24 protein-coding genes and 2 tRNA genes are annotated in these 24255 nt (G+C 60.9%); 12 read left to right on the forward strand and 14 right to left on the reverse strand.

The window, feature by feature from the left end:
• Window positions 1-519: 519 nt before the first annotated feature.
• Entirely contained in the window at window positions 520-1914 is a 1395-nt protein-coding gene (locus BMY98_RS08215; RefSeq protein WP_108120279.1) for an MFS transporter, read from the reverse strand.
• A gap of 152 nt (window positions 1915-2066) precedes the next feature.
• Here BMY98_RS08215 and BMY98_RS08220 point away from each other — a divergent pair, with 152 nt between their 5' ends.
• Window positions 2067-3386, forward strand: a complete 1320-nt coding sequence (locus tag BMY98_RS08220; protein WP_074887205.1) for an Nramp family divalent metal transporter — start codon at window positions 2067-2069, stop codon at window positions 3384-3386.
• A gap of 257 nt (window positions 3387-3643) precedes the next feature.
• Here the strand turns inward: BMY98_RS08220 and BMY98_RS08225 are convergent, their stop codons facing one another.
• A complete protein-coding gene (locus BMY98_RS08225; RefSeq protein ID WP_074887208.1) occupies window positions 3644-4102 on the reverse strand; it encodes a DUF2214 family protein in 459 nt (152 codons plus the stop codon).
• A 350-nt stretch (window positions 4103-4452) separates the two neighbouring features.
• On the reverse strand, window positions 4453-5583 hold the full coding sequence (locus BMY98_RS08230) for a GNAT family N-acetyltransferase/peptidase C39 family protein (protein WP_074887211.1): 1131 nt from the start codon (window positions 5581-5583) through the stop codon (window positions 4453-4455).
• Between the two features lie 89 nt (window positions 5584-5672).
• Between BMY98_RS08230 and BMY98_RS08235 the strand changes: the two genes are divergently transcribed.
• Both BMY98_RS08235 and BMY98_RS08240 read left to right on the forward strand, forming a co-directional pair.
• Complete coding sequence (locus BMY98_RS08235) at window positions 5673-7256, forward strand: RimK family protein (RefSeq protein ID WP_074887215.1); 1584 nt, start codon at window positions 5673-5675, stop codon at window positions 7254-7256.
• A gap of 4 nt (window positions 7257-7260) precedes the next feature.
• Window positions 7261-8193 (forward strand): magnesium transporter CorA family protein, encoded by a 933-nt coding sequence (locus BMY98_RS08240; protein ID WP_074887218.1) that lies wholly within the window; start codon window positions 7261-7263, stop codon window positions 8191-8193.
• A gap of 44 nt (window positions 8194-8237) precedes the next feature.
• On the opposite strand, the gene pbpG is transcribed toward BMY98_RS08240, so the two are convergent.
• The 3 genes from pbpG to BMY98_RS08255 form a co-directional block, all read right to left on the reverse strand.
• Window positions 8238-9179 carry a D-alanyl-D-alanine endopeptidase gene (gene pbpG / locus BMY98_RS08245; protein WP_108120101.1) on the reverse strand — a complete coding sequence of 314 codons (942 nt, stop codon included), beginning with the start codon at window positions 9177-9179 and terminating at the stop codon, window positions 8238-8240.
• Between the two features lie 332 nt (window positions 9180-9511).
• Window positions 9512-9694, reverse strand: coding sequence for a hypothetical protein (locus BMY98_RS08250; RefSeq protein ID WP_074887223.1), 183 nt, complete (start codon window positions 9692-9694; stop codon window positions 9512-9514).
• A gap of 235 nt (window positions 9695-9929) precedes the next feature.
• A complete protein-coding gene (locus tag BMY98_RS08255) occupies window positions 9930-10295 on the reverse strand; it encodes a hypothetical protein (RefSeq protein WP_074887226.1) in 366 nt (121 codons plus the stop codon).
• Window positions 10296-10522: 227 nt separating this feature from the next.
• Between BMY98_RS08255 and BMY98_RS08260 the strand changes: the two genes are divergently transcribed.
• Window positions 10523-11335 (forward strand): shikimate 5-dehydrogenase, encoded by an 813-nt coding sequence (locus BMY98_RS08260; RefSeq protein WP_074887229.1) that lies wholly within the window; start codon window positions 10523-10525, stop codon window positions 11333-11335.
• 586 nt (window positions 11336-11921) lie between these two features.
• Here BMY98_RS08260 and BMY98_RS08265 read toward each other — a convergent pair.
• Window positions 11922-12608, reverse strand: a complete 687-nt coding sequence (locus BMY98_RS08265) for a YceH family protein (RefSeq protein ID WP_074887232.1) — start codon at window positions 12606-12608, stop codon at window positions 11922-11924.
• A 109-nt stretch (window positions 12609-12717) separates the two neighbouring features.
• On the opposite strand from BMY98_RS08265, the gene BMY98_RS08270 reads away from it, so the two are divergent.
• Together BMY98_RS08270 and BMY98_RS08275 are read left to right on the forward strand one after the other, a co-directional pair.
• Window positions 12718-13227: a DUF1993 domain-containing protein gene (locus BMY98_RS08270; protein ID WP_074887234.1), complete on the forward strand. Its 510-nt coding sequence runs from the start codon at window positions 12718-12720 to the stop codon at window positions 13225-13227.
• Between the two features lie 157 nt (window positions 13228-13384).
• Window positions 13385-14542, forward strand: coding sequence for an MFS transporter (locus BMY98_RS08275; RefSeq protein ID WP_074887236.1), 1158 nt, complete (start codon window positions 13385-13387; stop codon window positions 14540-14542).
• Here the strand turns inward: BMY98_RS08275 and nhaR are convergent.
• The gene (gene nhaR / locus BMY98_RS08280) at window positions 14539-15435 is read right to left on the reverse strand and encodes a transcriptional activator NhaR (RefSeq protein ID WP_074887239.1); all 897 of its coding nucleotides are present in this window, start codon (window positions 15433-15435) and stop codon (window positions 14539-14541) included. The two genes, BMY98_RS08275 and nhaR, sit on opposite strands and share 4 nt — an antisense overlap.
• 117 nt (window positions 15436-15552) lie before the next feature.
• Between nhaR and BMY98_RS08285 the strand changes: the two genes are divergently transcribed.
• The gene (locus BMY98_RS08285; protein ID WP_074887242.1) at window positions 15553-16317 is read left to right on the forward strand and encodes a TerC family protein; all 765 of its coding nucleotides are present in this window, start codon (window positions 15553-15555) and stop codon (window positions 16315-16317) included.
• Between the two features lie 144 nt (window positions 16318-16461).
• On the opposite strand, the gene BMY98_RS27265 is transcribed toward BMY98_RS08285, so the two are convergent.
• Window positions 16462-16638, reverse strand: coding sequence for a hypothetical protein (locus tag BMY98_RS27265; RefSeq protein ID WP_175514151.1), 177 nt, complete (start codon window positions 16636-16638; stop codon window positions 16462-16464).
• Window positions 16639-16855: 217 nt separating this feature from the next.
• On the opposite strand from BMY98_RS27265, the gene BMY98_RS08290 reads away from it, so the two are divergent.
• The gene (locus BMY98_RS08290) at window positions 16856-17575 is read left to right on the forward strand and encodes a hypothetical protein (RefSeq protein WP_074887244.1); all 720 of its coding nucleotides are present in this window, start codon (window positions 16856-16858) and stop codon (window positions 17573-17575) included.
• A gap of 161 nt (window positions 17576-17736) precedes the next feature.
• On the opposite strand, the gene BMY98_RS08295 is transcribed toward BMY98_RS08290, so the two are convergent.
• Entirely contained in the window at window positions 17737-19020 is a 1284-nt protein-coding gene (locus tag BMY98_RS08295; protein WP_074887246.1) for an NAD(P)/FAD-dependent oxidoreductase, read from the reverse strand.
• A gap of 236 nt (window positions 19021-19256) precedes the next feature.
• Here BMY98_RS08295 and BMY98_RS08300 point away from each other — a divergent pair.
• Window positions 19257-19333, forward strand: a tRNA-Val gene (locus BMY98_RS08300).
• A 110-nt stretch (window positions 19334-19443) separates the two neighbouring features.
• Here the strand turns inward: BMY98_RS08300 and BMY98_RS08305 are convergent.
• On the reverse strand, window positions 19444-19665 hold the full coding sequence (locus tag BMY98_RS08305) for a hypothetical protein (protein WP_245760036.1): 222 nt from the start codon (window positions 19663-19665) through the stop codon (window positions 19444-19446).
• A 164-nt stretch (window positions 19666-19829) separates the two neighbouring features.
• Window positions 19830-20153 carry a hypothetical protein gene (locus BMY98_RS08310; RefSeq protein WP_074887250.1) on the reverse strand — a complete coding sequence of 108 codons (324 nt, stop codon included), beginning with the start codon at window positions 20151-20153 and terminating at the stop codon, window positions 19830-19832.
• Window positions 20154-20464: 311 nt separating this feature from the next.
• On the opposite strand from BMY98_RS08310, the gene BMY98_RS08315 reads away from it, so the two are divergent.
• The 3 genes from BMY98_RS08315 (at window position 20465) to BMY98_RS08325 (ending at window position 21804) form a co-directional block, all read left to right on the forward strand.
• Window positions 20465-20541: transfer RNA gene (locus tag BMY98_RS08315), tRNA-Val, on the forward strand.
• A gap of 255 nt (window positions 20542-20796) precedes the next feature.
• Entirely contained in the window at window positions 20797-21354 is a 558-nt protein-coding gene (locus BMY98_RS08320) for a DUF4174 domain-containing protein (protein WP_074887253.1), read from the forward strand.
• Window positions 21355-21513: 159 nt separating this feature from the next.
• Window positions 21514-21804 carry a 2-oxoacid ferredoxin oxidoreductase gene (locus tag BMY98_RS08325; RefSeq protein WP_425438852.1) on the forward strand — a complete coding sequence of 97 codons (291 nt, stop codon included), beginning with the start codon at window positions 21514-21516 and terminating at the stop codon, window positions 21802-21804.
• A gap of 98 nt (window positions 21805-21902) precedes the next feature.
• On the opposite strand, the gene BMY98_RS08330 is transcribed toward BMY98_RS08325, so the two are convergent.
• Complete coding sequence (locus BMY98_RS08330; RefSeq protein WP_074887257.1) at window positions 21903-22535, reverse strand: DUF5666 domain-containing protein; 633 nt, start codon at window positions 22533-22535, stop codon at window positions 21903-21905.
• A 228-nt stretch (window positions 22536-22763) separates the two neighbouring features.
• The gene (gene dacB / locus BMY98_RS08335) at window positions 22764-24230 is read right to left on the reverse strand and encodes a D-alanyl-D-alanine carboxypeptidase/D-alanyl-D-alanine endopeptidase (RefSeq protein ID WP_074887261.1); all 1467 of its coding nucleotides are present in this window, start codon (window positions 24228-24230) and stop codon (window positions 22764-22766) included.
• Between the last annotated feature and the right edge of the window lie 25 nt (window positions 24231-24255).

Genomic DNA, 24255 nt, shown 5'->3' on the forward strand with positions numbered 1-24255 from the left:
TTGTTCCCACGCTCCGCGTGGTAACGCCGCCCCGGACGCTCCGCGTCCGCACACGACGCCCATTTAGGCCGGTGAAGTGACGCGGAGCGTCAAAAGATGCGTTCCCACGCGGAGCGTGGGAACGATCAATCAACTGACACACCGCGCTGTTAGTAGGACCGGCTTCAGCCGGGAAGCCTTTGATCTGCTTGTGATCTGCTTGTGATCTGCTTTTGATCTTCATACGCAAAAAGTCCGGTCACCACCAATCGCGACTTGGGTGCAGGCCGAACGCAGACGACGCGGAGTGGGCCGAGCGGCATGGATGCCGCGAGAGCGCCGTCAGGACATGGATGTCCGTTCGGCGCGGGCCCACGGAGCGTCGTCGGAGTGAGGGAACCCGACGAAGTCGGGCCAAACCGGGAGCAGGCACTTTTGGTTACTTTTAGTGCTTTTTGTAACTCGCCGAAGGCGAAACGGTCTGCCCCCAGGCAGACGCTCTTGATCCTGGCGCAGTGGGCCGCACCGCAAACCACCCTGCTAGTGAGCAATATCTTCGAGCGCCAGATTCCGCGTCTTCGGCCCAAACCCCCCAATCGTGATGATCACAATCAACATACTCATCACAATAAACGTCAGCACCCCCGGCGTGCCGAAGTGATCCAGAAACAACCCGATCAACAAACTGCTGAACACCGTCGACAGACGGCTGAACGAATAACAGAAACCCACCGCCCGGGCGCGGATATTGGTCGGGAACAACTCACTCTGGTACGAGTGATAACTGAAACTCAGCCACGCATTGCAGAACGTAATCATCACCCCGCAAAAGATCAGCCCGGCGGCCGTCGTCTGCTGCGCGAACAGCGTGCCGAAAATCATCGAGCCCAACGCCGAGCCGACAATCTGCCACTTATTCTCGAACCGGTTGGCAAACTTCACGAACAACAACGGCCCGAGAGGATAGGCGAGGGTGATGACGAAGGCATACGCCAGACTGTGGGTCACGCTCACGCCCTGTCCCGACAGCAACGCCGGCAGCCAGTTACCGAACCCGAAAAAGCCGATCGCCTGGAACACATGAAACACAATCAGCATCAGCGCCCGACGGCGATACGGGGGTTGCCAGATGTCGGCGAAGCGGCCTTTGCCTTCGACCGCTACATTGTGGGTTTCCGGTTCGTCCAGCGCCTGACCGTGATCCTTCACGCAGCGGGCTTCGAGGTCATCCATGATCTTTTCGGCTTCGCTGAAACGGCCGTGTTGCGCCAGCCAGCGCGGTGATTCCGGCAGGCGCGAGCGCAGCCACCAGATGAACAGCGCGAACACCGCGCTGGCCAACACCACCCAGCGCCAGCCGGCGATGCCGAACGGGTCCTGGGGCACCAGCCACCAGGACATCAATGCCACCGATGGCACCGACAGGAACTGCACGAAAAACGCGAAGGCGAACGCCGAGCTGCGCATGCGCTTGGGCACCAGTTCCGACAGGTACGCGTCGATGGTCACCAGTTCGATGCCCAGGCCGATGCCCACCAGAAAGCGCATGCAGATGATGCCCAGCGCGGACGTCTGAATGCCCATCAGCACCGTGGCGACGGTGTACCAGATCAACGCGAAGGTGAAGATCGCGCGGCGGCCGTAGCGGTCGGCGATCGGGCTCAGCAGGCTGGCACCGAGGAACAGTCCCAGAAAGGTGGCCGAGGCAAACGCCGCCTGATCGGAAAAGCCGAACACGCCCTGCGCCCCGGTGGCGAACAGCCCGTCGCGAATCAGACCGGGGCTGATGTAGGCGGTCTGAAACAGGTCGTAGAGCTCGAAGAAGCCGCCAATGGACAGCAGCGCCACGAGCTTCCAGATCGTGGCGACGGCGGGCAGGCGGTCGATGCGCGCGGAAATTCGCGCCGCGCGTATCGGGTCGATGCCGTCCTGCATCGGACGGGCGTGATCAGGGCTATCAGTGGCGGCATGCATTATTGTTTTTCCGGATCGGTGAGACGCAGCATGTTAGTGCCCCAGAGATTCAAGACAAAACATTTCTGCGCGTTTAAGCTCCGGGGCTGACTGCCACCACGTTTCGGATTCCCGTGAAGTACAAACTCCCGACCACGGCCACCGCGCCATTTTGCCCGTCGGCGACCACCGACAGCGTCGCCATTCCCGCCAATGCGTCGTTCCTGCGCAAGCTGATGCTGTTCGTCGGCCCCGGCCTGTTGATCTCCATCGGCTACATGGACCCCGGCAACTGGGCTACTGCCATTGAGGCCGGCTCGCGCTTCGGTTATTCGCTGTTGTTTGTGGTGGTGCTGGCCAGTCTGTCGGGCATGGTGCTGCAGAATTTGTGTTCGCGCCTGGGCATCGCCACCGGCCGCGATCTGGCGCAGCTGTCCTCCGAGCACTACAGCCGCCGGGTCGGCATGGGCCAGTGGATTCTTGCCGAACTGTCGATCCTGGCGACCGATCTGGCCGAGGTGCTGGGTGCGGCGCTGGCGTTTCATTTGCTGCTGGGGGTATCGATTACCACCGGTGTGGCATTGACGGCGTTCGATACGGTGATCGTGCTGGCCTTGCAGGGCGCCAATTTCCGGCGTCTCGAAGCCATCGTGCTGGGGCTGATCGCGACCATCGCGACGTGCTTCTTTATCGAACTGGTGCTGATCAAACCGTTCTGGCCGGACGTCGTCGCGGGGCTCAAGCCGTCCTGGGAGATGCTGAGCAATCAGGAACCGCTGTACATCGCCATCGGCATTCTCGGTGCGACGGTGATGCCCCATAACCTGTACCTGCATTCATCGGTGGTACAGACCCGGGTCAACGGCACGTCGGTCGAAAGCAAGGCCAGCGCCATTCGTTACGCCCGGGTCGACACCATCGCCTCCCTGAGCCTGGCGCTGGTGATCAACGCGGCCATTCTGATTCTGGCTGCCGCCGCGTTCCACGGCACCGGCCACACCGATATCGTGGAAATCCAGGACGCCTACCACTTGCTTGATCCGCTGGTGGGCGGCGCCGTGGCCAGTGTGCTGTTCGGCGTCGCGCTGTTGGCGGCAGGGCAGAGCTCGACGTTCACCGGCACCATCGCCGGTCAAGTGGTGCTGGAAGGGTTTCTCAAAGCGAAGATCCCGTGCTGGCAACGCCGTCTGGCCACCCGTGGCCTGGCGCTGATTCCTGCATTTATCGGGGTGATCTGGTTTGGCGATGGCGCAGTGGGCAAGATGCTGGTGCTCAGTCAGGTGGTCCTGAGCCTGCAGTTGCCGTTCGCGCTGTGGCCGCTGATTCGCTTTACCAGCGACCCGCAATTGATGGGGCCGTTCGCCAACAGCCGCCTGACCAAAACCCTGGCCTGGGGGCTGTTCGGATTGATCTCGGCGGCCAACCTGACCTTGATGTTCTTCTGGGTGAGTTGACCACTCGCTCAAACTGTTTGAACCGGCTTGCTGGCGAATGCACGCTCGCCTCGCCGGCCGCCCACTTGTAGGAGCGCGCTTGCCCGCGAAGGCGCTGTGTCAGTTCATCGATTCGTCACAGGGACGATGCTTTCGCGGGCAAGCGCGCTCCTACAATGATCTCGGCACCCGGCACGATCTCTGGCGTGCGCAAAATCCGGAGCCGGCGATGCAGCGGCTCCGCCAGAATCGGCAGCTATCCACGGTTGTTAAACCCCTCAACTCAACAATATCCCCCGCGCCATGCCCGTGGCGGCGATGACGATGATGACCATCAGTAACGCCTCCATGTGGCTGATCCGTGCGAAACGGCGCGACAGGGTTGTATCAATGGGCAGGTTCTTCTTGAATGCGATGCGCCATTTGATGAGCGCGAACATCGGCACCACTTCCAGCGCGAGAATGGCCACGAACGCCGCCATTTTCAGGTGAAACAGTGGCTGATGCAGGTAGTAATACGAGCCTTTTTCCAGCCCGCCGAACGCCCGAAACGCCCCGGTGATGAGCAGAATCCCCGCGGAGACGCCCCAGATATTGTCGACCACGAAAACATCCCTGAACGATCGCGGATCATCCGTGCGCAACCGCCGCAATGCCCGTCCCCTCGCCAGCACCGCCGCTATCGCAAAACCGAACGCCAGCAGGTGCAATGCAGCCAGTACCCATTTGATGAGCATGTTTCAACTCCCCCGAGCGATGTGCAAACCAAGCGTCACCAGACAAGCGTAGCGGGTCACTGGCGTTACGCCTTGATCGATCAGGCGCCGCGAGAAAAATAATGCCCGGGGCGTCGCTCATCATTTCTGCGAGTGCTTGCCCTCGCGGTGCTGATGAACAAAATCAAAGTAGAACGCCGACACGCCAACAGCGCTATCACCGAAAGAATTATCAAACCGATCACCGAGTTATCCATCACGCTCATCCAGCAAGTCGCCCGAAGGCCGAGCGCCTATTCATTCCTTTTGCCTGTTCAACTGCAATCAATACGACGGGATCTTTACGCAAACAGCGCCTTGCCTGACGCCGTTTATATAGGCGCCTGCACCTGCGGACGCTCCTGCGGATAAAGAACAACGGCCGCGCGAAGTTTGTCGGCGCCAAAGCAACTCATCCCGGCGAACTCTTTGTGGCTGACCGGCATGTATTGGCAGTCCATGGCCTGACGCTGTTGGCTGTGATCGATATCGGGGTCGTGCAAGTACACGAAATCGTCATCGCAACCCGTGACCAGCACCCAGTGCGGCGCTTTGGAGCGGGTCAGCCGATAGCTGCTGATCAGCACCAGCGCCAGACCGTTATCCTGTTGCAGTTGCCAGAGATTGAGCGGCGCACTGCCCAGTTGACGGACCGCGCTGCCAGCCAGTTCGCGGCTGAACTCCTCGTGCACCAGACGCATGACTTCACGCTTTTCTTCGCTGCGCACGCCGGCGAGAAACAACGGCCCGCGCACCGACACCTGCAGGCCGACCTCGAACCCCCGGCGCAATGCGGCCAGCGCCAGGCCCTGGGGGCTGCAACCGCCATGGCCCGAGGTCATGAACACCGTGGTCGCCTCGCGCCAGATCTGCAGTTCCTCGTGGCGCTGCATGGCGCGCGGCGGTTGCAGGGCTTTCATGGCCATCAGCAGGCACGCCGGACCGCAGCTGAAGTCCAGGGTTTGCGGGTAGTACGGCACATGGCGAGCGACGCCGGTGGCGTGTTCGCGGATGCGTTTTTCGTAGCGCAATGCCGGGGCGTGGTCTTCGTAGTAGTCGTCGATGCGGTCGAACAGCCGATAGCCGTTGCGCTCATAAAGGCGAATCGCCGGGGCGTTGTCCGGCCGGACTTCAAGGCGCAGATAGGCGCACTCACGCTCAAGGGCATGCTGTTCGGCCTGGGCCAACAAGTGTTGCCCGAGGCCCTGGCCCCGGGCACCGTCGCTGATCGCCAGCGAGTAAAGCCGGCCCAGCGACGTGCCGTGATGAAACAGCACCAGCGCGTAACCGGCCAGGCGTTGTTCGGGCTGATCAGTCAGCGCCACGATCAATCGCGCATTGGCCCGCGTGACCATCCAGTGAAAGCTGCGGGCATTCAGGCGGTCAGATTCGAAGCACTGGTTTTCCAGCACCAACAGTTCATCCACATCGGCAGGCTGGGCGAGGCGATATATAAAGTTCATGTCCGACACCGTAAAGAGTGAGTAACGAAACGGGACATTTCTACAAAGCCATGTTTTATAGAAAGGACTGTTTCCCGAAGGATCAACTCATGAATGCGGTGCCGGTGAAGACCGACGAAGTATCAGCACAACCTCAGCGTTCGGCAACTTTTAATGTCAATCCGCTGAAACCTGTTTCAACCCGAAGCCAACTGTTGATTGTCGTTGAGCGGCTCGAAGACTGGTCGTCTTACTTGCCCAGCGAACACTTGATCAGCGCCCAGGACTATCTGGAGAACCCGCCCCAGAACACTGCCGGTCAGCGGGTGCAAGTGATCAACCTGTGCCGCAGTTACCGCTATCTCGGCCACGGTTATTACTGCTCGCTGTTGGCCGAAGCCCGGGGGCACCATGTGATTCCGTCGGTGAAGACCATCAGCGAACTGACCCGCAAATCCCTTTACGGCCTGGCCCTGGATGACCTCGACAAGCGCCTCGAACATGCGCTGCGGGACCATCCGTATGACGAAACCGAGGGCTTCACCCTGAGCCTGTATTTCGGTCAGACCGATCTCGCGCCGTTGCAGGATCTGGCCCGTCAGCTATTCGAAGCGTTTCCTGCGCCGATCCTGCTGGTGGAGTTTCGCAAGCGCGACAACTGGCACATCGTCGGCATCAAAACCGGCGCCTTGACCCGCCTGCGTGATCATCAGCAGGACCAGTTCGCTCAGTCCCTGGACAGCTTCAGTCGCAAGATCTGGCGCCAGCCCCGTTCCCCTCGCACCTATCGCTACGACCTGGCGATTCTGCATGACCCGCAGGAAGCGTTGCCGCCGTCGAACCGCAAGGCGCTGGACAACTTCATCCGCGTCGGCCAGCAACTGGGCGTGGACGTTGAGCTGATCGAGAAAAAGGATTACTCGCGGCTGGCCGAATACGACGCGCTGCTGATCCGCGAGACCACCAGCGTCGACAACCACACCTACCGCTTCGCCAAGAAGGCCGAGAGCGAAGGGCTGGTGGTGATGGATGATCCGGCGTCGATCCTGCGCTGCACCAACAAGGTCTACCTGACCGACCTGCTCAAGAGCCACAAGCTGGGCATGCCGGCCACGGAAATCCTCTACAAGGAGCGACCGGATGATTTGGAGCACGTCGCGGCACGACTGGGCTTCCCGCTGGTGCTGAAGATCCCCGACGGCTGCTTCTCCAAAGGCGTGATCAAAGTGCAGGACGCGCAGCAATTGCAGGAGGCGGCGCGGGAGCTGTTCGAACATTCAGTGCTGCTGCTGGCCCAGGAATACCTCTACACCGAATACGACTGGCGCATCGGCGTGCTCAACCGCAAACCGGTGTTCGCCTGCCAGTACTTCATGTCCAAGGGGCATTGGCAGATTTACAACCACAAGGCTATCGATGCGGAGATCAACGGCGAGTGCCGTACCCTCGCAGTTCATGATGCGCCGCGGGCGGTGGTGGAACTGGCGGTGAAGACTGCCAACCTGATTGGCGACGGGCTGTACGGCGTCGACTTGAAGCAGTCCGGCGATCGCGTGGTGGTGATCGAAGTCAATGACAACCCGAACCTCGACGCCGGTATTGAAGACGCCTGGCTGCAGGACGATCTGTACGCGCTGGTGCTGGAGGAGTTCATTCGCCGGCTCGACATCAAACGTCGCGGTCTGGCGGGTTAGGGCGGTGGTCAAGGGTCACCGCCTGGAGGCGGGCCGGTTACGGGAATGCGCCGAAGCCGACGCGAGTGTGCTGTGGTTCAGCGATCCGGACGCAGCGGAGAAGACCCTGCTGCTGGAGCGCTTCAATCTGGACGACCACGCCCTGGCCTCGGCGCTCGACCCGGACGAGGTGTCGCGGATCGAGTTTCATCCGGACGCGCTGTTCATGATCTGGAAGCGGCCGGAGAACTATTCGGGCAAAGACACCTTTTCCTTTGACGTGTCGTCGTTCGGGGTCCTGCTCAGCCCCCGCCACATGGTGCTGATCTGCGCCGACAGCAAGCAGATCAGCGACCTGGGACAGCACCGGCCGATGCACACGCTGATGGACGTGTTGCTGGAGGTGCTGTTCCACAACATCCATCATTATCTCGGTCACCTCAAAGTGATCAAGATGATTGCCCGGGAACTGCAGCAGCAATTCAATGCCTCGATGGACAGCCGCCATCTGGTGCAGATGTTCAACCTGAGCGAAAGCCTGGTCTATTACATCAACGCCATCGACAGCAACGGCTCGGTCCTGACCCGCCTGCGCAATCACGCCCACAAGCATCAGTTTTCCGGCGACAGTCTGGCGCTGATCGAAGACATGATCATCGAGAACGAGCAGTGCCATAAACAGGCGAACATCTATTCCACCGTGTTCGCCAGCCTGATGGACGCGCGGGGCAATCTGGTGAACAACAACACCAATACCCTGCTGCGCAAGCTGACGTTGATCAACGTGGTGTTCTTGCCGCTGAACCTGCTGGCGGGGATTGGCGGGATGTCGGAATACAGCATGATGACCACGCCCATCCCGTGGTGGATCAGCTACCCGGCGTTGCTGGTCGGCATGGCCGGGTTGGGCGTGGGGATGGTGGTGATCCTCAAGCGTATGGCGCGGGCGAGTCAGTGATCGGTGGGAGCCCGGCGGGTTCCCACTGAACGTGGCGGGAGGTGTTATTCCGACGCCTGCAAACCCTTCTGCCTCATCACCTGATTCTTTTCTTTCTTGTACTGCAGGGCGACTTCCGGCGCGGGGCCGCTCTTGCCCGTTTCCATCCACAAGCGCATGCGGCTGGCATCGGCGAAGTGGGTGTATTTGCCGAAGGCGTCGAGAATGACCACGGACACCGGACGATTGGCCATGCTGGTCAACAGCACCAGACAGTGGCCGGCCTGGTTGGTGAAGCCGGTCTTGGTCAGCTTGATGTCCCAGTTGGATTTACGCACCAGATGGTCGGTGTTGCTAAAGCCGAGGATGTAGTTCGGCTTGCGGAAGGTCACGGTTTTCTCTGGGGTGGTGCTCAGCTCGCGCAGCATCGGGTAGTTGCGTGCGGCGAGGGCCAGCTTGGTCAGGTCACGCGCAGTGGAAACGTTGTAGACCGACAGTCCGGTGGGCTCCATGTACACGGTGTGGTTCATGCCCAGGGCCTTGGCCTTGGCGTTCATCGCCTTGATGAACGCCGGGTAACCGCCCGGGTAACTGTGGGCCAGACTCGCCGCTGCGCGGTTTTCCGATGACATCAGGGTGATCAGCATCATGTCGTGGCGGTTCAGCTCACTGCCCAGCTTGACCCGGGAGAACACGCCTTTCATTTCGGCGGTCTGCGAGATATCGACCTTGATCATCTCGTCCATGGGCAGCTTGGCGTCGAGGGTGACCATCGCGGTCATCAGTTTGGTGACCGAGGCGATCGGCACGACGATGTCGGGGTTACTGGCGTACAGCACTTGACCGGTTTGCAGGTCGGTAATCATGGCGCTGCCGGAAGCCAGATGCAGATTGGACGGATCACGATTGAACCCGGCCGATTCTTTGGCCAGTGCGAGGGTGGAAAGTGCGCAGCCTGTAAGTGCAAATAATAGGCCGATGACGGTTGGGCGAATTTTCAAGAGCAACGCTCACTTAATGATGGAAATAGCGTGGAACGTCGGACTTTCTTCAAGGACGACAACAAGTTCGGCGCATTTTAGGAGCAAGTTTCTGAAGTTGTCGATGGGGTGGCACGGGGTTTCGCCAATAAACCGCTGTTGTATGGCTCAGGTTCAGGTAGCGGATCCAAAAACCCTGTATTTAAAAGGGTCGAATTGCTGTTTGTGGTGCGCCTGACGAACAGGGCCGCGCATCGAAACCGGATTCGTAAGCAAAAAAAAGCCCGCGTCATTAATGAGGCGGGCTAAAGGGGTGTGCGGAGCAACGCACAATTCACGAGGAAAGAGCGACCAGGGTTTCAGCTGTTGAGCGTGCGGCATTCAAGTTGCTGCGATAGCGCTTGGGCGGCCGGCAGTGAAGGCAAAGGACCGCTGACGGGTTCGCCGTCGTGCATCAAGTACCAGCACGCCAACAGACCGCGCTCGCGAAGCTGGGCGGGTACTGCGCTGCCGACAACCGACATGATTTGAACCTTGGTCATAAGTGCCTCCATCAATCCATGGCGCCACTTTACGGCGCGATCGGTGGATGCAGAAATCAACGCGCTCGATAGTCGTCATTGATGCGCGGGTAGGGACGGTGGTGGGCAGCGTGGCTGAACCGCGCCTGAGTCCGGTATAAGCCCCGGAAACAAAAACCCCGCCGGGGAAGGGCGGGGTCATTACTGAGTGAGGGCTGACGCGCATGATCGGCAGCCCTGCCTGAGCAAACCGCTGTTACCAGCGACCGCCACCGTGGTAGTAGCCCGGTGGTGGGCCGTAATAACGCGGTGGACCGTAATAGCGTGGCGGGCCGTAATAGCGCTGCTCATACACGACCGGACGTTCAACGACATAGGCCGGCTGGTAATAAACCGGCGGTGGCGGCGGTGGCGCGTAATAAACAGGTGCCGGGGCCGCGTACACGGGAGCCGGCGATACATACGTCGGACCGGACGCCACGGCCGCGCCGACCACACCGCCAACGACCGCACCGATCACGGCTGCTCCACCCCAGCCCGGGCCGCCGCCATGGGCTTCAGCCTGGCCTGCGAGGGCGAGGGCGCCTAACAACAGGGCAACTTTGGGGATCTGACGAATCATGACTGTTCCTCGGTGTTCAGTCCCGTTGTCGCGAGCCTGCGTTACGCTCAGGCACTGCCACGGGATAACTTCTCAGACAACGGTTTCGGAAATATCTGCGAGGCCGCTGCGTAAATTTTGTGTAAGGTATTCGACAACTATAATGACAACGGCTCTGCCGGTTCTGGGCGAGCGAGGGGATTCTACGCCTTTCCCCAAGCGTCTTCTAATACCACTCGGGAGATTTCATGTTGGTCACTGCCAGTAAGGAAACGCTGTTGTGCATGTCACTGGCCGGACGTCCGGGCAACTTCGGCGTGCGCTTCCATAACCACCTCTATCAACAGTTGGGCCTGAACTTCTATTACAAGACTTTCTCGCCGAACGACCTGCCCGCGGCCATCGCCGGTATGCGTTCATTGGGCATTCGCGGGTGCGGCGTGTCCATGCCTTTTAAAGAAGCCTCTATCGAGCTGGTCGATGAGCTGGATGCGTCCGCCGCCGTTATTCAATCCATCAATACCATCGTCAATACCGATGGCCACTTGAAAGCCTACAACACCGATTACATCGCCATCGCCCAACTGGTCGACACCCATCAGGTCCCGCGCACCCGCTTCGCCCTGCGCGGCAGCGGTGGTATGGCCAAGGCGGTCGCCTGTGCCTTGCGCGACGCCGGTTTTACAGATGGGCTGATCGTGGCGCGCAATGAACAGGCGGGCAGGGCGCTTGCCCGGACGTGCGGCTTTGCGTGGCAGGCTGAACTGGGCAGTGAACGCCCGCCGCTGCTGGTGAACGTCACCCCGTTGGGGATGGCAGGCGATCAGGCCGGGGCGCTGGCCTTTGACGTGTCCGCCATCGAGCAGGCCGACACCGCGTTTGACGTCGTCGCCACGCCTGCACGCACGCCGTTCATTGTCGAGGCCGAGCGCCTCGGCAAGCGCCTGATCACCGGTGACCAGGTCGCGGCGATACAGGCGCTGGAGCAGTTCATCCTTTACACCGGCGTGACCCCAAGCGAGGAGCAATATCAGGCAGCGGCGGCGTTCGCTCGGGGCTGATGCGTCTGCCGCTTACCCAATGGCAAGCCGTCTTCGCGGGCAAGCGCGCTCCTACAATGGATCTCGGCAGCGGTCACGGTGTTGGGCGGACGCAAAAACCTGTAGGAGTGACCGGGGTGGCGTTCCACCTTGCTCGCGAATGCGGTCGTCAATTACGTGCATCTTTGCCTGGCAAAACGCGATCGCGGGCAAGCGCGCTCCTACAATGGATCTCGGCAGCGGTCATGGTCTTGGGCGGACGCAAAAACCTGTAGGAGTGAGCTTGCTCGCGAAGGCGGTCGTCCATTACATGCATCTCTGCGTGGCAAAACGCGATCGCGAGCAAGCTCACTCCTACAATGGATCTCGGCAGCGGTCCTGGTCTTGGGCGGACGCAAAAACCTGTAGGAGTGACCGGGGTGGCGTTCCACCTTGCTCGCGAAGGCGGTCGTCCATTACATGCATCGGTGCGTGGCAAAATGCGATCGCGGGCAAGCGCGCTCCTACAATGGATCTCGACAGCGTTCATGATCTTGGGCGAACGCAAAACCTGTAGGAGCGCTTGCCCGGGAACGCGTTGTGTCAGTGCCGGCTTGTCAGGCCGCCTTCAGCCCTCCAGCAACGCCAACCGTTCTTCCAGGGCCTCGATGCGGGCTTCGAGTGCTTCGACCCGCTCGGCGAGTGCTGAACCGCCTGAGCTGCCCGAATGGCCGCCGCTGCTGCGCTCCGCCGGTTGCGCGCGGGCGGCGAGAATGGTCTCCCTGTCGGCCGGATCACCCAGTGCGTGGAGGTAGCGATCTTCTCGCTGGCCCGCCTGTTTCGGGATCAACACCGCCAGCCCGCGCCCGATCAGCCGGTCAAGCTGATGCACCACCGCGTCGGCGTCTTCGAAGTCGTGCATGCGGTTGCTGCGGGTCAGCAGCTCGTTGATGGTCTGCGGTCCGCGCAGCAACAGCAGGCCGGTCAGGATGAGTTGCGCCGGCACCAGCTCCAGTGTCTTGTCGACGCGGTGTTCCCAGCGGTCCGCCCGGCTGCCCATGACCAGACGCGTCAGTTGCAGGCTTTCCAGCGCGCGCAGGCTCTGACCGACCTGGCCCGGCGTCAGGTTCATCACCGGTTCGCGACTGGTCTTCTGGTTACACGCCAGCACCAGCGCGTTGAGGGTCAGGGGGTAGGTTTCGGGATGGGTTGCCTGCTTCTCTATCAGGCAGCCCAGAATGCGCACTTCGGTGCTGCTCAGCTGCAGCGTATCCGCGGCTTCAACGGTGTTTTCGGAATCCAGCTCGTCAGACATGACCCATTCCCCAAGCGTTGAAAAGGCTATGAGGGTAGGGGCTGGATGAGGTAAAAGACAAGCCGCGTTCGCGTTCGTCTCCTTGCGACTCATTCCCCCAGGAACTGCCATGACCCTTTCTCTGTACGCCGCTTCGATTCCTGTCTTCAAGCAAATGCTCACCGCCCTCAGCGCCGTTCTGGCCAAAGGCGAAGCCCACGCCACCGCCAAAAACATTCAGCCCGATGCGCTGCTGCAGGCGCGTCTGTTCCCCGACATGTTCCCGCTGGTGCGTCAGGTGCAGATCGCCGTTGATTTCGCCAAAGGTGCTGGCGCACGACTGGCAGGCCTTGAGCCGCCGAAGTACGAAGACACCGAAACCACCTTCGCCGACCTGCAAGCGCTGCTGACCAAGGTGCTGGCGTTCCTCGACACAATCAAGGCCGAGCAGGTCGATGGCAACGAAGCGCGCGAGATCGTGCTGCGCCCTGGCACCGAAAAGGAAAAACGTCTGAACACCCAGACCTACCTGCTGCATTACTCGCTGCCGCAGTTTTTCTTCCACGTCACCACGGCGTATGACCTGCTGCGCCACAATGGCGTGGAAGTGGGCAAGCGCGACTACATGGGCGCTTACTGACAGACCTCGCTGCCCGTCTCAGCGCGGGCAGCGACATGTGTTTCGTCCGGCGCCTGGCTCCCAAGCGCCCGGCGCTGTTACCCTCCGCATCCTGATTCACGCCACATCTGATCGGCCGCTCCGCAAGGACTGGTCGTTTTGTCGTTCTGGAGATTTCATGTTTTTCCCCATCTACCTGCTGTCAGCTGCGGGCTTTACCGTGCTGACCACAGAGTTCGTCATCGTCGGCCTGTTGCCCGCCATCGCCCGCGACCTGGCTGTCACCATCCCTCAGGCCGGCTTGCTGGTCACGCTGTTCGCCTTCACCGTGGCCTGCTTCGGCCCGTTCCTGACGGCGTATTTTTCGCGCTTCGAGCGCAAGCGCCTGTTCATTTCGGTGCTGATCATGTTTGGCGTCTCCAACGTCGTTGCAGCGCTGGCGCCCAACATCTGGGTGATGGCCGCCGCGCGACTGATCCCGGCACTCGGGCTGCCGGTGTTCTGGGCCCTGGCCAGCGAAACCGCCGTAGATATCGTCGGCCCGGACCATGCTGGCCGCGCGATCGCCAAGATCGGCTTCGGCATCGTCTGCGCCACAGTGTTCGGCATCCCCGTCGGCACACTGATCTCGGACGCCATCGGCTGGCGGAGTGCCTTTGCCTTCCTTGCGGTGATGGCGTTCGCCAAGGCGTTGCTGCTGTTCATTTACCTGCCCCGCAGCGTGCACAAGGACCAAGCCTCTTTCCGCAGCCAGTTTCGGATTCTGCGCAGCCCGTTGATGCAGGGCCACGTGCTGCTGTCGGTGCTGGTCTTCAGCGGCATGTTCACCGCGTACACCTACCTGGCCGACATGCTGGAGCGGCTGGCCGGATTCAACGGCACGGTGGTTGGCTGGTGCCTGATGGGCTTTGGTGCGGTAGGCCTGCTGGGTAACTCTCTTGGCGGGCGGCTGGTGGACCGCCATCCGTTGATCGCCAGCCTGACCTTCTGCACCTTCATGATCGGCGGCATGGTCATGGTGGTGCCGAGCATGCACTCGCTGCCTGCGCTGGCCTTGGCGCTGGCCGTGTGGGGCGCGACCCAGGCGGCGCTGTTTCTGGTCAGCCATGTCCGGCTGATGAAAGCCGCGCCACAGGCCCCGGCCTTTGCCGCCTCGCTGAACATCGCCGGTGCCAACCTGGGCATCGGCATTGGCGCGATCATCGGCGGACGGGTGATCGACCATCTTGGCCTTGGCAGCCTGGGCTTCGCCGCGGCCGGCATCATCCTGCTGTCGATCCTGCTGGCCTTGTTGCTGATGACCGTCCGCCCAAACCCTGCAGCCTGTGACGTCTAGTCCGGGAACAACTGGTGGCGTGCGCCTTCGGTGATCGCAACGATGCCGGGGTGCCTGACCTTGCGCTCGACCGAGATCGCGTAGAACGACTCGGTCACGGCGTCGGTGTGGCCGATCAATTCGACGTCGTATTGCTCGATCACTTCATCGGCGATGACGCTCGGCGCAATGAAAATTCCGCTGCCTGATTTGCCAAAGGCCTTCATCAGGGCGCTGTCGTCGAATTCGCCGACGATTTTCGGCTGGATATTCTGCTCGGCGAACCAGCGCATCAGCCGGCTGCGCACCACCGTCTGCTGGCCGGGAACCAGCAGCGGCGCGCCTTGCATGCCGTGGGGGAAGTTCTCGCCGTACAGGTCGGCGAGGGCGCGGGTGGCAAAAAAACTCACGCCGCATTCGCCGAGCTTCTGGCTGTAGCCTTTAATGTCCAGATGAGAGGGCATCGGGCTGTCGGAAATGACCAGGTCCAGGCGCTGAATCGCAAGGTCCGCCAGCAGGCGTTCAAGCTGGTCTTCGCGGCAACTGATGCGCACCAGCTCGTTGAGCGCCATGCTTGGCGCGATGAGCCGATAGACAATGGATTTGGGCACGACATCGGCGACGCCGACGCGAAAAAGGATTTGCTGCTCGTCCGGTTGCGCCCGCAGAACCGCTTCGAGCTCGCCACCCAGCTGAAACATCTGTTCGGCGTAGGGCAGGGCGACGCGTCCGGTTTCGGTCAGCTCCAGTTGACGGCCCACGCGCTTGAACAACTCGACGCCGTAGGTCTGCTCCAGCAGGCTGATTTGCCCACTGATGGTCTGGGGCGTCAGGTTCAGCTGCTCGCAGGCGCGGACGATACTGCCGGTTTTGGCCACGACCCAGAAGTAATGCAGCTGTCGGTAATTGAGCATGGTCGTCGTCACTTCGGGAAAACCGAAGTATACGCCTGAAAAATACGAATTTTACTGAAGTGTTTCCGTCCCTAGAATGCCGCCCTATCCCCTGAACTGATACTGGACACTCGTTATATGGAATACCTTCTGGAACTGGCTGCAAGCCCAACGGCGTGGATCGCCCTGGCGACACTGGTCGTCATGGAAATCGTGCTCGGTATCGACAACCTCATCTTCATCTCGATCCTCACCAACAAGCTGCCGGTGCATCAGCGCACCAAGGCGCGCCGGATCGGTATCAGCATGGCGTTGATCCTGCGTCTGGGCCTGCTGACCACCGTGGCGTGGATTGTTCAGCTGACTGCGCCGGTGGTCGAAGTGTTCGGCCAGACGTTCTCCTGGAAGGACATGATCCTGATTGCCGGTGGCTTGTTCCTGGTCTGGAAGGCCACCACCGAGATCCACCACAGTGTCGACATCAAGAGCGAAGCCGAGAAAGCCGCTTCCAGCACCGTCACCCTGGGCATGGCTGCAGCGATCGGTCAGATTCTGATGCTCGACCTGGTGTTCTCCATCGACAGTATCGTCACCGCCGTTGGCATGACCGAGCACTTGCCGATCATGGTCATCGCCGTAGTGGCCGCCGTGGTCGTGATGCTGGTGGCGTCGGAGCCTCTCGCCAAGTTCATCAACGACAACCCGACCGTGGTCATGTTGGCGCTGGGCTTCCTGATCATGATCGGCATGACGCTGATCGCTGAAGGCTTCGGCGCCCACGTACCGAAAGGCTATGTGTACACCGCCATGGCGTTCTCGGCGCTGATTGAAGTGCTGAACATGCTGGTTCGCCGGTCCCGCCAGCGCCGTCTGGAAGCCGAGGCGCAGGGCCAGAAGGTCTGACGCCGAGGTGAGCTCCGCCTGACTATCAAGGGCGGAGCAGGAAGGAAGAAGCGGTAAATAGCGAGGCAATAAAAAACGGTCGGGAATGGAAAGCCATTACCGACCGTTTTCGTTTGTACTGTGATCCATCAGTACACGGCAGTATCAGTGCGCCGTGACATGACGGATTTTGCGTTGTGCACGCTCTACGGATTTCGCGGCTTCGGTTTCCCGATAATGCGGATGATGGCGACGCGAGATGCGCATCACCCCCCACAACATGGCAGCCGCAACGGCCAGCCAGGCACCGATCAACATCACAATGGTCATTCCGAGGCTCATGGCTTCCTCCGGCTCTTCTCTTCGTCTCTTGGTAATCGACAGTCTAGCTTCCCTGTTGTTGCTAAAAATTGACCGATGGTAGCAATTGCATGACCGATTCGTTCTATCCGCTCGCGTTGACAGCGCTTCGGGCTATACCGCAACCGGTGGCGGCTCTATCATCCGCGCTTCGGCCGGATCTCGGCATCCGTCTCCATCAGTCAAAAGAGTGAAGAATGTGCGGGCATTGACGCGATTGGATAGCGTTGCGGGTCGACGCAAATGGCTGGCCCTTGCTGCCGTGCTGGTCTTGGCAGGTTGCTCGAATGCCCACAACTGGAAGCCCGGCTACCCGCCGATGTACAAGACGCTGCCCGACCGGGTGGAAATCAACGCGGTGCCGTCGTTCCGGGGCAAGGATTATCAGAGCGCACCCTTCGCGCTGGCCAGCATGCTGACCGTGCATGGCGTACAAACCACGCCCGGGTTGCTGGAAAAACCGCTGAAACTGCCGGGCGCCGAAGACCGGCTCGACCGCAGCATGCTGGACCTGGCTCGGGAATACGGCTTTGTGGTGTACCCCGTCGACCATGGTCTGCCTGATCTGCTGGCCCAGGTGTCGGCGGGGTATCCGGTTCTGGTACGGTTTTCGGACGGCTCCCTGATGTGGAAAGAGCAGCGCTACGGCGTGCTGGTCGGCTTTGATCAGAACAAGCGTACGGTGCTGATCTATACCGGGCCGGGGCGAGTGACGACGAGCTTCGATTCGTTTACTTCGGACTGGAACGACGCCGGCAACTGGGCCGTGCTGATTCAGGGCCCGCGCCAGGTGCCGGTGCCGGTGGACCGTGAGCGCTGGCTGAAGGCCGCCAATGATCTGGCCCAGGCCGGGCAGGAACAGGCGGCGGGTGAGGCGGTCAAGGCGCTGAACAATCCGGCTTCCCGCTCAGAAAAATGAGTGGTGATTCCGGGCTGGTTGCAAAACCTGTAGGAACCGGCTTGCTGGCGAACGCGGTGGGTCAGTCGCCCCTTTAGCGCCTGATCGATGGCATTCGCGGGCAAGCGCGCTCCTACAATGGGACGGACATCCGAGCCCGGGAGACTTACCGGCGTGGTCCGTCAGAACCCCAGCTTGTCCCGCAGGCTGTAATACCAGGCACCCAATGCCGTCAGCGGCGTGCGCAAGAGTTGCCCGCCGGGGAACGGGTAGTGGGGCAGGCCGGCGAAGGCGTCGAATCGTTCTGCCTGTCCGCGCAAGGCTTCGGCCAGCACTTTGCCGGCCAGATGGGTGTAGGTCACCCCGTGGCCGCTGCATCCCTGGGAGTAGTAGATGTTATCGCCCAGCCGGCCGACTTGCGGCAACCGCGACAAGGTCAGCAGGAAGTTGCCGGTCCAGGCGTAATCGATCTTCACGTCTTTCAGTTGCGGAAACGCCTTGAGCATCTTCGGCCGGATGATGGCTTCGATATTTGCCGGGTCGCGCGCGCCGTACACCACGCCGCCGCCGAAGATCAGACGCTTGTCGCCGGAAAGCCGGTAGTAATCCAGCAGGTAGTTGCAATCCTCGACGCAGTAATCCTGGGGCAGCAGTGTGCTCGCCAGTTCCTTGCTCAGCGGCTCGGTTGTAATGACCTGAGTGCCGCAGGGCATCGACTTGGCCGCCAGTTCCGGGACCAGATTGCCCAGATAGGCGTTGCCCGCGACGATGACGAACTTCGCCCGAACCTTGCCCTCGGCGGTGTGCACCACCGGGCTGGCGCCGCGATCAATGCGCGTTGCCGCCGACTGTTCGTAAATGACTCCACCCAGCGACTCGACCGCCGCCGCTTCGCCCAGCGCCAGGTTCAGCGGGTGGATATGACCGCCGCTCATGTCGAGCAGGCCGCCAATGTATTGGTCGCATGCCACCACTTCACGGATGCGGCGCTGGTCCATCAGCTCCAGCTGCGTGTGCCCGTAGCGTTCCCAGAGAAGTTTTTGCGATTCCAGATGGCCCATCTGCTTGGGCGTGATCGCGGCGAAAACGCCGCCATCTTTCAGGTCGCACTGGATCTGGTATTTGGCGACGCGGTCCCGGATGATCTGCGCGCCCTCGAAAGCCATGTGCCCGAGCAGTTGCGCTTCCTTCGGTCCGACCGTCTTTTCGATGGTGTCGATGTCGCGGCTGTAACTGTTGACGATTTGCCCGCCGTTACGGCCCGAGGCGCCGAAACCGACTTTTGCGGCTTCCAGCACGGTGACCTTGAAGCCGTGTTCCAGGAGAAACAGCGCGCTGGAGAGTCCGGTGTAACCTGCGCCGATGATGACCACGTCGGTCTCGACGTCCCCTTGCAGCCGAGGCCGAACCGGAACGGGGTTGGCGGAAGCGGCGTAGTAGGAATGTGGGTATGGCGTGTTCGTCATCCTGTAACCCCTGTTTTATATTTTTTACGAATGGGCGGATCCTACCTGAGATGAAATTTGGCGGCCAGCCGCCGTGGGAGGTTTGCCGCCTGGTAAAGGCGTTTGCTGCCGAGGCATAGGCACATTGACTCAACCCGGTTCATGAGCGCCGGCGCAAATAGCTCGCACATTCATAGGCTTAGGGATGAATCGAAGTTGACAGCGTTTCGAATCTCGGTAGAATGCCGCCCCACAGCAGGCACGTAGCTCAGTTGGTTAGAGCACCACCTTGACATGGTGGGGGTCGTTGGTTCGAGTCCAATCGCGCCTACCAAACAAATCCGCTCTGCTGGGCGGTAAAGAAAAAGGGTGGCCCGCAAGGGTCACCCTTTTTTTGTGCTCGAACCTGAATCATCCGGGCCGTGTGGTCGTTCCGCGGTTCTGTCACTCGCCCTTGGCGCGAGTAATGCGGCCCGCTCTGATCTCGTCCACATAGGCGCGCAGCCGATCAGCGTCCTTGTACTGCTGATTCATCAAGTGCAACACCGCGACCACATCCACATCGTTGACACGTTCGGCCAAGCGGCTGATTTCGCCGGCAGTGCTTTCCAGATTGGCCGCAATGCTGCTCAGGTCACGCTTGAGTTCCAGCGCTGATTTTTTCATGCCCACGGTGCCGCTCTCCACTGTTGATGACGCCCGGGCCCGCGACTCTGTTTCGAGCGCGGCGGCGACGCACTATATCAAAGCACGCCGGTCATCCACGACAACCAGGCACGAAAAGGGCGCTGTTCAAGCGCCCTCTGCTGTCTCAAGTGCGTGGGTGGCTATCAGCCGCCTGCGCCCCCGGCACTTGACGAGCCCGAGCCCTTGCTGCCGCCGCCGGTGGTGGTATCGCCACCGGGCAAGTCAGCATCGTTCTTGTTGCCCGTGCCATTGCTCATCGACGTGCCGCCGCCAATGCTGATGCCTTTCTTGGTTTGCGTGTCCACCTCGGACCCTTGGCGGGCCGGGTCGCTGCCCTGTACGCGTGGGTCGATACCGGTTTGCGATGGTGGCGGACCCATGTCAGGCGACGTGGCGCCAGCCAGCGCGGCAAGGGAGGTGCAGGACAGCGCGCAGCCCAGCGTTATTGCAGCGAGTGATCTGTTCATCAGGTGATCTCCGTGTCGTAATTCCTTGTGGTCATTGGGCATCGGATGTTTGTCCGAAGTGCCATCACGGCGACAGGCGGCATATCGGGCGGGCAAGGCTGACAGGCTGTCGCTGATTCGAGCGAGTAGGGGCTGACTATCCGCACGCAGGTCACGGTGTTAATCGCCCGAATCTGGCGGAGCAACTGTCGCCCCCGGGGTCAATCCGCCCGTGTCGATGTGCCGGGGAAATAATTTGCATATTCATAGGCTTACTGGGCGAAAAAGACGTTGACAGCTATTTGAATATCCGTAGAATGCCGACCCACAGCAGGCACGTAGCTCAGTTGGTTAGAGCACCACCTTGACATGGTGGGGGTCGTTGGTTCGAGTCCAATCGCGCCTACCAAACAAAATCCGCTCTGCTGGGCGGTGACAAAAAAGGGCGAATCGAAAGATTCGCCCTTTTTTATTGCCTGAATGTTCACCTCAGGCCAGCCTTCCTCAGGTCAGCCATAGCCCCTATGGCCGGACGTCTCAACCCGATTTCAGCCCCGTGAGCCATCGCAGACCGCGAAATAAATCCGGTTTTTTTCCCGCTACCGTCTGGACCTTTTCCCATGATGCGCGATCATCAGTGCATGGAAATCCAGAGGAGGTGTGTATGTTTAGCCGGTCGTTGACCCTTGCCGTTTTGTTCGCCGTATCGAGCCCGTTGCTGGCTGCCGACGGTGATGGCCCACTTTCCCAGGAGCGCGGCAAGACTCGTCCACTGATCGTCATCGCGTCGAGTTCGGTGGACGCGACGCTGGTGGGCCTGAAGAAAAACCTGGACGAGCCTGCCAACAAGGAGGGATTCGCCAAGCGCGACATGGTCCTCTACACCATCATCAATACGGTCGGGCAGCGTAACGGCAAAGACCTCGACGCTCAGACCACCATGGCACTGGTCCGGGAGCTCAAGCTTGGCGCCCAAGCGGGTGGGCAGGCTCAGGTGATCCTGGTGGGCAAAGACGGTGAGAAGAAAATGACCCACAACGGTCCCATCGATCCGAAGGACATTTTCAGCACCATCGACCAGATGCCGATGGCCGAGAAGGAAGCGGCCGCCGCTGCGCCACCGGCTCCGGTCGCTGAACCGAAGAACACGACGCCGTCGGGTAAACCGGGCAAGCCCGGCAAGGCTGCCCCCGCCGCACCGCCTGCCGGGCTGGACGATTAACCGCCCTGACGGCTTACCCATGGGGCTCGCTTGATGTTGCTGGTAACATCGCTCCTTTTTCAACGGAAAGGGTTTTTGATGAACGGGACTGGGGTGAAACATTGGGCGGGCGCTGTGGCACTGATCATGCTGGCGGGTGGGTTAACGGGCTGCATGAGCTTGAACCAGACACGCTCGGCCGGGCCGGCGCAGGTTTATACCAGTCAGAAACCCGCGGTCGCCGTTGCCGAGTGCATCAAGGTGACGTGGGCCAACGTCCAGCTGTTCGGTGATGTAGCGGACGTGTTCATGGCGAAAGGCGATCCTGGCGCTTTCACGGTCTACACCACCGAAGGCGAGTACTTCGCCGATGTAGCGGGCAAGGCGGGCATGACCAAGGTCAATTTCTACGCCAAGCCCGGCGCCAAGGTGGTTGAGCAGCGTGGCGCGGTGCTCGCGACCTGCCTCTGATTCAATCCTGCATTCACTGACCTGCGCTGCCCACCCAAGCTCCGCGCAGGTTTTAAACGCTGCAAGGTCTTCACCTCGGCCGGTCCACCGCGGCTGTTTTACATCGGCGGTGTCACGCCATTTTCCCCGGCAGAAATCGACAGCGCGGTCAGTGTGTTGTCCGAGCCCTTCTGCGCTTGCAGCACCACCTTCACGCCGGGCTTGAGCAAGCTGCGATCGCCTGGCACCAGGTTGACGATCGGCACGTCATCAGGAATGACGATCTTCTTCTGCCCGCCCTTGTAATTCACGGTGATGGTGCGGCCATTGCTGGCAACGAGATCGCCGACCGATCCGTTGGTCATCGTGCTGTCCGGCGTCAGGTCAAAGGCGCGATGGCCATCCCCTGTGCCCGCCATTGCCGGCGGGAACACATGCACCTCCAGCGCCTTCAACGAACCGTCCGGCAGCGGCACCGCTGCGGAGCCGATGTAGCTGCCCGGTTTGATTTCCGACACCTGCGCCAGGGTGACGCCGCGAATCTGGGTGTCAGGGGTCAGCACAACCTTCAGGTCCTCTCCGCGGTTGCTGTGAATGTTCAGCGCATCGCCTTCGACGGCAGTAATGGCACCGCGAACGCGGGTGGGTTTGCCGTCTTCGGCGTGGGCTGGCAGCGCTGCCGACAGCAGCGCGCTGAGCAATCCGGAGATGAGAAGGGAGCGGCGGAGGGTTTGGGTTCTGGACGTCTTCATTGGCAGCGCGAATCCTGTGATGGGATGAGCACCGATCATAGCGGCAGTGTTCGAGCAGGTGCATGACATTGCCGTCAGCGAGCGCGGTTAGATGCTGTCGGCGTGCACCTGCGCGAGCAGATTCTCGGTCGGCCGGGGTAGGGGGGGTGGAGGGCAGAGCGGGTAAGCAGGGGGAAGCCGGGCTGCGAGCACGTCGTTGAACGACGTCGCGCAGCCCGGCGAAGGAGCTTACTGCTGAAGCGAAATGGACGTGCTCGCCAGCTTCGGCTGGTTGTACAGGCTGACCAGTACTTCATCCAGCACCGAAGACGCACCCCACGGACGCGGGTCGTTGAGGATCGCGACCACTACCCAGGTGTTGCCGTTGCTGTCGCGGCTGAATCCGGAGATCGCCCGAACGGTGTTCAATGTGCCGGTCTTGATGTGCGCTTCACCGCGCAGGGCTGTACGTTTCAGGCGTTTGCGCATGGTGCCGTCCATCCCTGCCAGCGGCAGCGAACTCATGAATTCGGCTTGAAACGGACTGTTCCACGCGGCCTGGAGCATCTGTGCCATTTCGCGAGCACTGACGCGTTCGGCGCGGGACAGGCCTGAACCGTTCTCCATTACCAGATGCGTCGCGATGATGCCTTTCTTGGCCAGCCATTGGCGCACGACACGCTGTGCGGCCTTCGCGTCGTCACCGTCGGCTTCGTTACGGAATTCAGCACCCAGACTCAGGAACAGTTGCTGGGCCATGGTGTTGTTACTGAATTTATTGATGTCGCGGATGATTTCCGCCAGGTCCGGCGAAAAGGCCTTGGCCAGCAGTTTGGCGCTGCCCGGCGTCACGTCCAGACGGTCTTTGCCGAGAATGGTCCCGCCCAGTTCCTGCCAGATGGCGCGCACGGCACCGGCGGTGTAGGTCGGGTGGTCGAGCAGCGACAGATACGTCTGGGAATTACAGCCGTCGCCCAACTGACCGGACACCGTAACGGTGATGCCGCCATCGGCTGCCGGCACCGGGTTGTACAGCACGTCGCCGGTGCACTTGCTTGACGACAGGGCCTTGACCTGATTGTTGATGTGGATGGCAGCGATGGGCGGCTCCACTGAAACCAGAATCCGCCCGCCGTCGTTGCGAGTGACGAAACGCAGGGCCTTGAGGTTGACCATCAAAGAGTCGGGACGCACCAGAAACGGCTTGTTCTTGTCGTTGCCGTCGTCATCGAACACCGGCAGTTGCGGCTGCACGAAATGGCTGCGATCGAGCACCAGATCACCGGTCACCTGCTGCACGCCGTTGGCCCGCAGATCGCGCATCAGCAGCCACAGGCGTTCCATGTTCAGCTTCGGATCGCCGCCGCCCTTGAGGTACAGGTTGCCGCGCAGAACGCCATTGCTGAGGGTGCCGTCGGTGTAGAACTCGGTTTTCCACTGGTGGGTCGGGCCGAGCATTTCCAGGGCAGCGTAGGTGGTCACCAGCTTCATGGTCGAGGCTGGATTGACCGACACATCGGCGTTGAAAACAGTCGGGGTGCCGGGCCCGCTGACCGGCAGCATCACCAGCGACAGCGCATCGTTTTGCAGCTTGCTGGCTTTGAGTGCTTCCTGAACCTTGGGGGGCAGGGCGGTATTGATGGGAGCGGCGGCGATGGCGAACGAGACAGGCAAAAGCAGGGTGGCGATAAACAGCGGACGCAAAGACTTGATCATTCAATAAACCCTACTGCAGCAAACA

It is taken from the genome of Pseudomonas graminis, assembly GCF_900111735.1.
Taxonomy (GTDB): Bacteria; Pseudomonadota; Gammaproteobacteria; order Pseudomonadales; family Pseudomonadaceae; genus Aquipseudomonas; species Aquipseudomonas graminis.